The organism is Micromonospora sp. 4G55 (assembly GCF_016803375.1).
On the sequence record NZ_JAEVHN010000316.1, the window covers coordinates 1 to 6,909 of the forward strand.

The window sequence follows — 6,909 nt, forward strand, 5'->3', positions numbered from 1 at the left end:
ACGACGACCTGCTGCACCTGGTCCACCACCGCCGGCGGCCCGGTCCGGACGGTCGCCGACCTGCGCGGGCGGCGGGTGTCGGTGGGCGCGGCGGGCTCCGGCACCGAGGTCACCGCGATCCGGCTGCTGGAGGTGGCCCGACTCGGCGGCGACCGGGTCCAGCAGAAGCACCTCAACCTGGACGACTCGGTGGCCGCGCTGCGGGCCGGCGAGATCGACGCGTTCTTCTTCTCCGGCGGGCTGCCGGTGGGCGCGGTGCGCGAGCTGACGGCCGACTCGGCCACCCGGGTCGTCGACCTCGGCGAGTGGACCGAGCCGCTGCGCCGCAGCTACCGCGAGGTGTACGTGTCGCGGGACATCCCGCGCTCGGTGTACCACCTCGACCCGGTCACCACGGTGGCCAACCCGAACTACCTGATCGTCCGGGCGGACCTGCCGGACTCGCTGGTGCGGGAGGTGACCCGGCTGCTGATGGAGCGCCGGGCCGAGCTGGCCGCGGCCCATCCGGCGGCCGGCCGGATGAGCCCCCGCTCGGCGATCGCCACCGCGCCGCTGCCGCTGCACCCGGGCGCGGCGGGCTGGTACCGCTCCGTCAAACCCTGACCGTTCAGGTCCCGGCCGGCGCACCGTCGACGGCTCCGGCCGTCCGTTCGGGGCCGGTCTGCGTCGGCACCGCAGGGTCCGCCGGGGCGGACCCGACGGCGCCCACCGCCGGTGGCGGGTCGACCGGGCCCGGTGGTGGGTCGTTGGGCGCGGGGCCGTCGGGTGCGGCCGGCGATCCCTCGGCGCCGCTGGTCGCGCCGTCCCACGGGGCCGGGAACCACAGCTCCGCGACCAGGCCACGCGGCTCCCCCGCCCGCATGGTCAGCCGCCCGTCGGAGGCGTCCACCAGCACCGCGACGATGGTCAGCCCGAGCCCCGCGCCGTCGATGTTCTGCGCGTCCGGCGCCCGCCAGAACCGCTCGGTGGCCTGGTCCAGCTGGCCCGGCGTCATGCCCGGCCCGGTGTCGCGTACCTCCAGGGCGGTGCCGCCGTCGGCGTACCGGACGGTGACGGTGACCTCTCCCCCGGCCCCGCTGAACTTCACGGCGTTGTCGATCAGCGCGTCCAGCGCCTGGTCGACGGCGGTGGGCACGGTCCGGGCGTACGCCGGGCCGCGGGCGCGCAGCCGGAGGGCCACCGAGCGGTGCCGGGCCAGCGGCTCCCACGCGGCGACCCGCGAGGCGGCCACCTCCGCCGCGTCCACGGTCACCCGCTGGTTCTCCTCCCGCTCCGCCCGGGCCAGCGTGAGCAGGGCGTCGAGCACCAACGCCAGCCGGTCGGTCTCCTCCAGCGCGAGCCGGTGCTCGGCCCGGCCGTCCGGGTCGGTCAGGCTCGGCCCCAGCTCCTCCACCCGCAGTCGCAGCGCGGTCAGCGGGTTGCGGAGCTGATGGCTGGCGTGGGCGACGAACGCGCGCTGCCGGTCCATCACGTCGGAGACCGCGTCGGCCATGTTGTTGAAGCTGGCCGCGAGGCGGCGCAGCTCGGGCGGTCCCAGCCGGTGCTGCACCCGCGCACCCCCGTCGCCCTCGGCGATCTCGTGGGTCACCGCGTCCAGCTCGGTCACCGGTCGCAGCACCCAGCCGGCCAGCCCGAACGCGGTGGAGACGCAGGCCAGCACGGCGAGCAGGCCGATCCCGGCGAGCAGCAGCCACCAGACCGTCACCGTGCGCCGGACCTTGCCGGCCGGGGTGGCGGTCACCACCGCGCCGAGCACCTCGCCGCCGTCGTTGATCGGCACCGCCACCACCAGCGGGCCGTCCACCCACGGCCAGACCGCCTCCGGCCCGCTGAACGGCTGGCCCGCCAGGGCCGTGTCGCGCGCCGTCTCGGCGTCCCGGCCGGCGCGCCAGTCGGGCGACACCACCACGGTACGGCCGTCCCGGTCGACCACCGCCGCGCCGATGCCGTACAGCTCCTCGTAGGCGGCCAGTTCGCCGCTGAGCGGTCCGGGCACGCCGCCGCGCAGCGCCGGCCCGGCCAGCGAGGCGAACCGGGTCGCGTCGGCGAGCCGGTCGGCGCGGACCCGGTCGGTCTCCCGGGAGGCGAGGGTGGCCGCCAGCGGGGTCTCCAACGCCAGCAGCACCAGCACCATCAGCAGCAGGTAGCTGATCACCAGTCGGCGACGCACCGGCCGCCCCTCACTCGCCGCGGAGTCGGTAGCCGACCCCGCGCACGGTCTCCACCAGGCGGGGCTCGCCGAGCTTGCCGCGCAGCGAGCCCACGTGCACCTCAACGGTGTGCCGGTCGGCCCAGGTGGTGCCCCAGACGTCCAGCAGGATCCGGTCCCGGGGCACCGCGACGCCGGGCTGGCGGGCCAGCGAGAGCAGGATGTCGAACTCCTTGCGGGTCAGCGCCACCGGCCGCCCGGCGACGGTGACCGTCCGGCCGGCGACGTCGATGCGCACGGCGCCGGCCTCGATCAGGTCCCGCTCCGGCACGGTGTGCGACGCCCGACGCAGCACCGCCTCTATCCGGGCCTGGAGTTCCACCATCGAGAACGGCTTCACCACGTAGTCGTCGGCGCCCAGCCGCAGGCCGAGCACCCGGTCGCGTTCCTCGCCCCGGGCGGTCACCGCGATGATGCCGAGCTGGCTGCTGCGCCGGCGCAGCTCCCGGCAGACCTCGGTGCCGTCACCGTCGGGCAGGGTCAGGTCCAGCAGCACCAGGTCGCACGGGGCGGCGGAGAGGGCCGCGGCGACGGTGGCGGCGTGCTCGACCTCGTACCCGCGCCGGGTCAGCGCCGAGGAGAGGGCGGCGGCCACCCGACGGTCGTCCTCGACCAGCAGGATGCGCACGGGTGACCCCCATTCGTCGTACGGATGACGTGCGAATGGTGGCAGAAGAGCGCGACGGGCGGGAGGCCCGGTCCGGCCACCGGACAGCTCGGCCCGCCCCGGAGCGGGCGGAGCGGGCCGTACGCTGCCGTCATGATCTACAAACTGGTGACCCTCGACGAGTGGGCGCGGGCCGGGGTCGACGGGTACGTCCCCGCCTCGGCCCTGGACCGCCAGGACGGGTTCCTGCACCTGTCGGCGGCGGACCAGATCGTGGAGACCGCCCGGCGGCACTACGCCGGCGCCACCGGGCTGGTCCTGCTCACCGTCGAGGAGGACCTGCTCGGCGACGACCTGCGCTGGGAGCCGTCCCGCGACGGCGCCTGGTTCCCCCACCTGTACGGCGAGCTGCCGCTGGCGGCGGTCACCGGCGTCGCGGAGCTGCCGGCGGACGTACCCGCCGCCGAGGCGGTGGCCGACCTGCTGCGCTGAGCCGGCAGACGAGGAGGCCCGGGACGAGTCGTCGTCCCGGGCCTCCTGGTGCGCTGGGGTCAGCGGCAGAGCCGCCCGATCTCCTCGGCGAACCGGTCCATCGGGTTCGCCTCGGCCGGGCCGAGCAGGTAGGTCTTCAGCTCGCGCCGGGCCTCGGTCATCGGGTCGTCGCCGGTGCGGGTGAGCGCGAGGATCTTCTCCAGCTCGCCGCAGTCGACCGAGAGCAGGTACGCCGCCCGCGAGGTCGGGAACTCCCGGCGGAACTCGTCCTCGGGCAGCCCGCTCGGGTTGGCGACCACGTACGGCCGCTGGCTCTGCACGAAGTCGGAGACCACGCTGGACACGTCGCTGATCAGCAGGTCGGTCTGGTTGAAGCAGTCGAACAGCGCCGGGACGCGGCCGGTGACCACCCGGTGGCCGGGGCCGTCCAGGGAGGTGGCGTCGACGTCGCCGCCGGCCATCCGGACCAGCGACACGATCCGCTCGTGCGCGGCCTTGGCCTCCTTGGAGCGGGAGCCGGTCAGCGGGTGCGGCTTGTAGATCAGGCGGACGGCGGGCGAGGTGGCCAGCAGTCCCTTGACGATCCGCTCCCCCATCAGCACCAGCGAGGTGTGGTACGGGTCGTCGTCCAGCCAACCCTCCCAGGTGGGGGCGTAGAGGACGGTGAACGGCCGGTCCTCGGCGCGCGCGCCGAAGGTGTGCACGCCGGCGAGCTGCGGCCGTCCGATCTCGACGATGTCCTCGTCGCGTACGCCGACACCGGCCCGGGCGTAACGCTCCCGGCCGGCGAGGCCGGCGACCCACACCTCGTCGTACACCTTGCTGTAGGGGTTGACGCTGGCCTGCTTGTCGCTGTCGCCGTGCCCGACGAACACGTGCTTCATGCCCGGCTCGCGGAGCAGGTGGATGTTCGCGCCGACGTTCGCGGCGTAGAGCGCGGCGCGGACGGTGCCCAGTTCCAGGTTCATGAAGTCGACCCCGGCCGGTACGCAGACCACCGGCAGCCGGGTGTCGGCCAGCTCGAGGAAGGCCTCCCTGCTGCGCATCAGCACGATGCCGCGCTGGTTCAGGGCCTCGGTCGGGGCCAGCCACATGTTGGCCTGGTAGACGTCCTTGGCGGGGCCGGCGAAGTAGAGCGCCACCTCGGGCCGGTAGCTGTCCAGCCAGCGCTGGAGCACCGGCAGCACCGGGCTCTTGCCGGTGCCCCGACCGCGCAGCCAGGTCAGCGCGATGATCGCGCCAACCGCGGCAGCGGCGACGACGGCCACCGCGCCGACGACCAGGACCGGGGTGACGTCCTCCTGGACCGCGGCCACCACGGCGGCCGGGATCAGCAGCACGTTCGCCACCGCCAGCGGGACGCCGGCGAGGTCGGACGCCCACTGCGGCGGGCGCGGCGCGGACCGGATCGGGCCCAGCTCGATGTTGCGGACCAGCGCGGAGATCGGATTGCGACGGTCGATCATCGTGTTGAGCGCGCCGGAGAAGACCGCGATCACCCACACCGCGGCCGGCAGGATCAGCAGCCAGGTCACCTCGATCGCGGTCAGCCGGACGGTCGCGGCGACCAGCAGCACCGTGGCCAGGTCGCGGCTCAGCTGCCGGTAGCCCCGGTTGAGGCCGACCTTCTCCAGCAGCAGGTCCGACGGCGGCGACCACCGGGAGAGGGCGAACTCACCGACGACGGCGGCCAGCCCGGCCACGGCGAAGACGGGCACCCAGCCGAAGGCGCCCGCGACGAGCATGACCAGGTAGGACAGCACCAGCAGCGCGCCACGGGTGGCGACGCCAGTGCGTTCCATTAACGTGCCGAACAACGGTTACGCTCCCTACGAGATCGATGACGGGCGTTGCCCGTGTCGTCGACGTCACGCCGCGACGTGGGTGGTATTTCCCGCGCCGTGTCCGGTTCGACCCGGCTGCGGGTGACTGCGACCTTAACGCGAGTGGATGTCCCGGCGTCGCTCGGGTGTCGGGACACGATCATCTTCGCCCGCGACCCGGCCGACCCGACGCCGGGGCGTGGGTGTCGGACCGCTCAGCCGGCTGGTCGATAGCAGGTCATCGCCCCCGGACCCTTGCGCGCGGCGAACTCCTGGAAGCCGAGGTCGACCACAGTGTCGCGGGCGTACCGGTTGCCGTTGTAGACGCAGATGGTGCCCACGCCGACCCGCCGCACCGCCGCGGCCACCTCGTCCTTCGGGGGCTGGATCCGGCCGTCGGCGAACCGGGCGAGCAGCAGCCGGTCCTTGGCGAAGTCCGAGTTGAGGTCGTACTCGACCAGGTAGAAGTCGCGCGGCAGGACCACCCGGACCTCGCTGGAGACGATCAGCGAGGTCCGCATGATCACCGACGGGGCGAGCACGAGGCCGTCCGGCCGATCCTGGTCCTTGATCCAGAACGCGATCTTCTGCCGCTGCTGGGGCAGCTTCCAGGTGGGCCGGTCGTGGGTCTGGACCCAGCTCTCCGGTGACCACATCGGAGTCGCCCAGAGCGCGAAGCAGGCGACCATCGCCGCCGCGAGCACGGCCCCGACCGCGCCGCGCAGCAGCGGCGCGGGTGACGGGACGTCCACCGTGCAGAGCAGGCCGATCAGCGCCGGCAGCGCGAGCAGCCAGGGCACCCGCCAGAGCACCACGGAGATGCCGCTGAGGTCGCCCAGCACCTCCAGCACGCCGGGGATCAGCAGCACGCTCATCGTCAGGGTGGCGCCGGCGGCCAGCAGCGCCGGGGTGCGGCGCCGGGCCAGCAGCGGGCCGCACCAGAGCGCCAGGCCGCTGATCACGCCGACGATCCCCACCAGCAGCGTCCGCCGGTAGGTGTACTCGGCGTCGAAGAAGGCGTCGTCCGCGCCGGTGGCGTTCATCCCGCCGAGCACCAGCCGGGACACCACGATCGCCCCGACCGGGTACGCGACGGCGGCCACCCCGCCGATCAGGGCGTCCTTCCAGCGGCCGACCAGCAGCATGGCCAGCCCCGCCGCGCCGACCAGCATCGGCAGGATGATCGCCGAGGTGGTGGTCAGGCCGGCGGCGGTCACCGACAGCGCGAAGACCAGCAGCAGCGACCGGCGCGAGCGGGTGTCGAACCACTCGGTCAGGTAGAGCCACATCAGCGGGATGACCGCCGAGACGAACATGCCCTTGCCCTCGTAGAGCCGGGGCAGGTGGAAGGTGCCCAACGCGGCGTCCGCCCCGGCCACCAGGTAGAGGTAGGCGACGGCGACGCTGAAGGCGAGCACCGGGCGGCGGGGCGCCCACCGGTGGACCAGCCGCCAGAGCGCCAGGATGGCCAGCACGGCCAGCGCCGGCAGCAGCACGTACCAGGTCGCGGAGGCGCCGTGGATGCCGAGCACCCGGCCGAGCGCGCCGGCGAACACCTCGATGGAGGGGGTCGGCGGCTGCGAGCCCATCGCCGGGGCGACGTTCTCGGTGAAGAGGAAGTCGTTGAGCGGGACGATGTCGCGCTCGGCCACCCAGACCGACTTGCCGACGTAGTAGACGTCGTCGGGGGTGTTGCGGGCGATGAACAGCGAGGAGATTCCCACCCCGACCGAGACGAGCAACGCGTACGCCGACTGGAGCGCGGTCGGCGCGGGCGC

At 74.1% G+C, this 6,909-nt stretch carries 4 protein-coding genes and 2 pseudogenes; 2 read left to right on the top strand and 4 right to left on the bottom strand.

Features of this window, described 5'->3' with window-relative positions; genetic code table 11:
* A pseudogene (locus JNW89_RS22605) lies at window positions 1–603 on the top strand (TAXI family TRAP transporter solute-binding subunit); the annotation flags it as partial.
* A 208-nt stretch (window positions 604–811) separates the two neighbouring features.
* Here JNW89_RS22605 and JNW89_RS22610 read toward each other — a convergent pair.
* Window positions 812–2,170: pseudogene (locus JNW89_RS22610) on the bottom strand (sensor histidine kinase); the annotation flags it as partial.
* A 10-nt stretch (window positions 2,171–2,180) separates the two neighbouring features.
* Window positions 2,181–2,837, bottom strand: coding sequence for a response regulator transcription factor (locus tag JNW89_RS22615; protein WP_088962950.1), 657 nt, complete (start codon window positions 2,835–2,837; stop codon window positions 2,181–2,183).
* Window positions 2,838–2,969: 132 nt separating this feature from the next.
* On the opposite strand from JNW89_RS22615, the gene JNW89_RS22620 reads away from it, so the two are divergent.
* On the top strand, window positions 2,970–3,308 hold the full coding sequence (locus JNW89_RS22620; protein WP_238450418.1) for a DUF952 domain-containing protein: 339 nt from the start codon (window positions 2,970–2,972) through the stop codon (window positions 3,306–3,308).
* 59 nt (window positions 3,309–3,367) lie between these two features.
* Here the strand turns inward: JNW89_RS22620 and JNW89_RS22625 are convergent, their stop codons facing one another.
* On the bottom strand, window positions 3,368–5,125 hold the full coding sequence (locus JNW89_RS22625; RefSeq protein WP_238450419.1) for a CDP-glycerol glycerophosphotransferase family protein: 1,758 nt from the start codon (window positions 5,123–5,125) through the stop codon (window positions 3,368–3,370).
* Window positions 5,126–5,346: 221 nt separating this feature from the next.
* The coding region (locus tag JNW89_RS22630; protein ID WP_238450420.1) for a DUF6077 domain-containing protein at window positions 5,347–6,909 on the bottom strand (1,563 nt) is incomplete at its 5' end.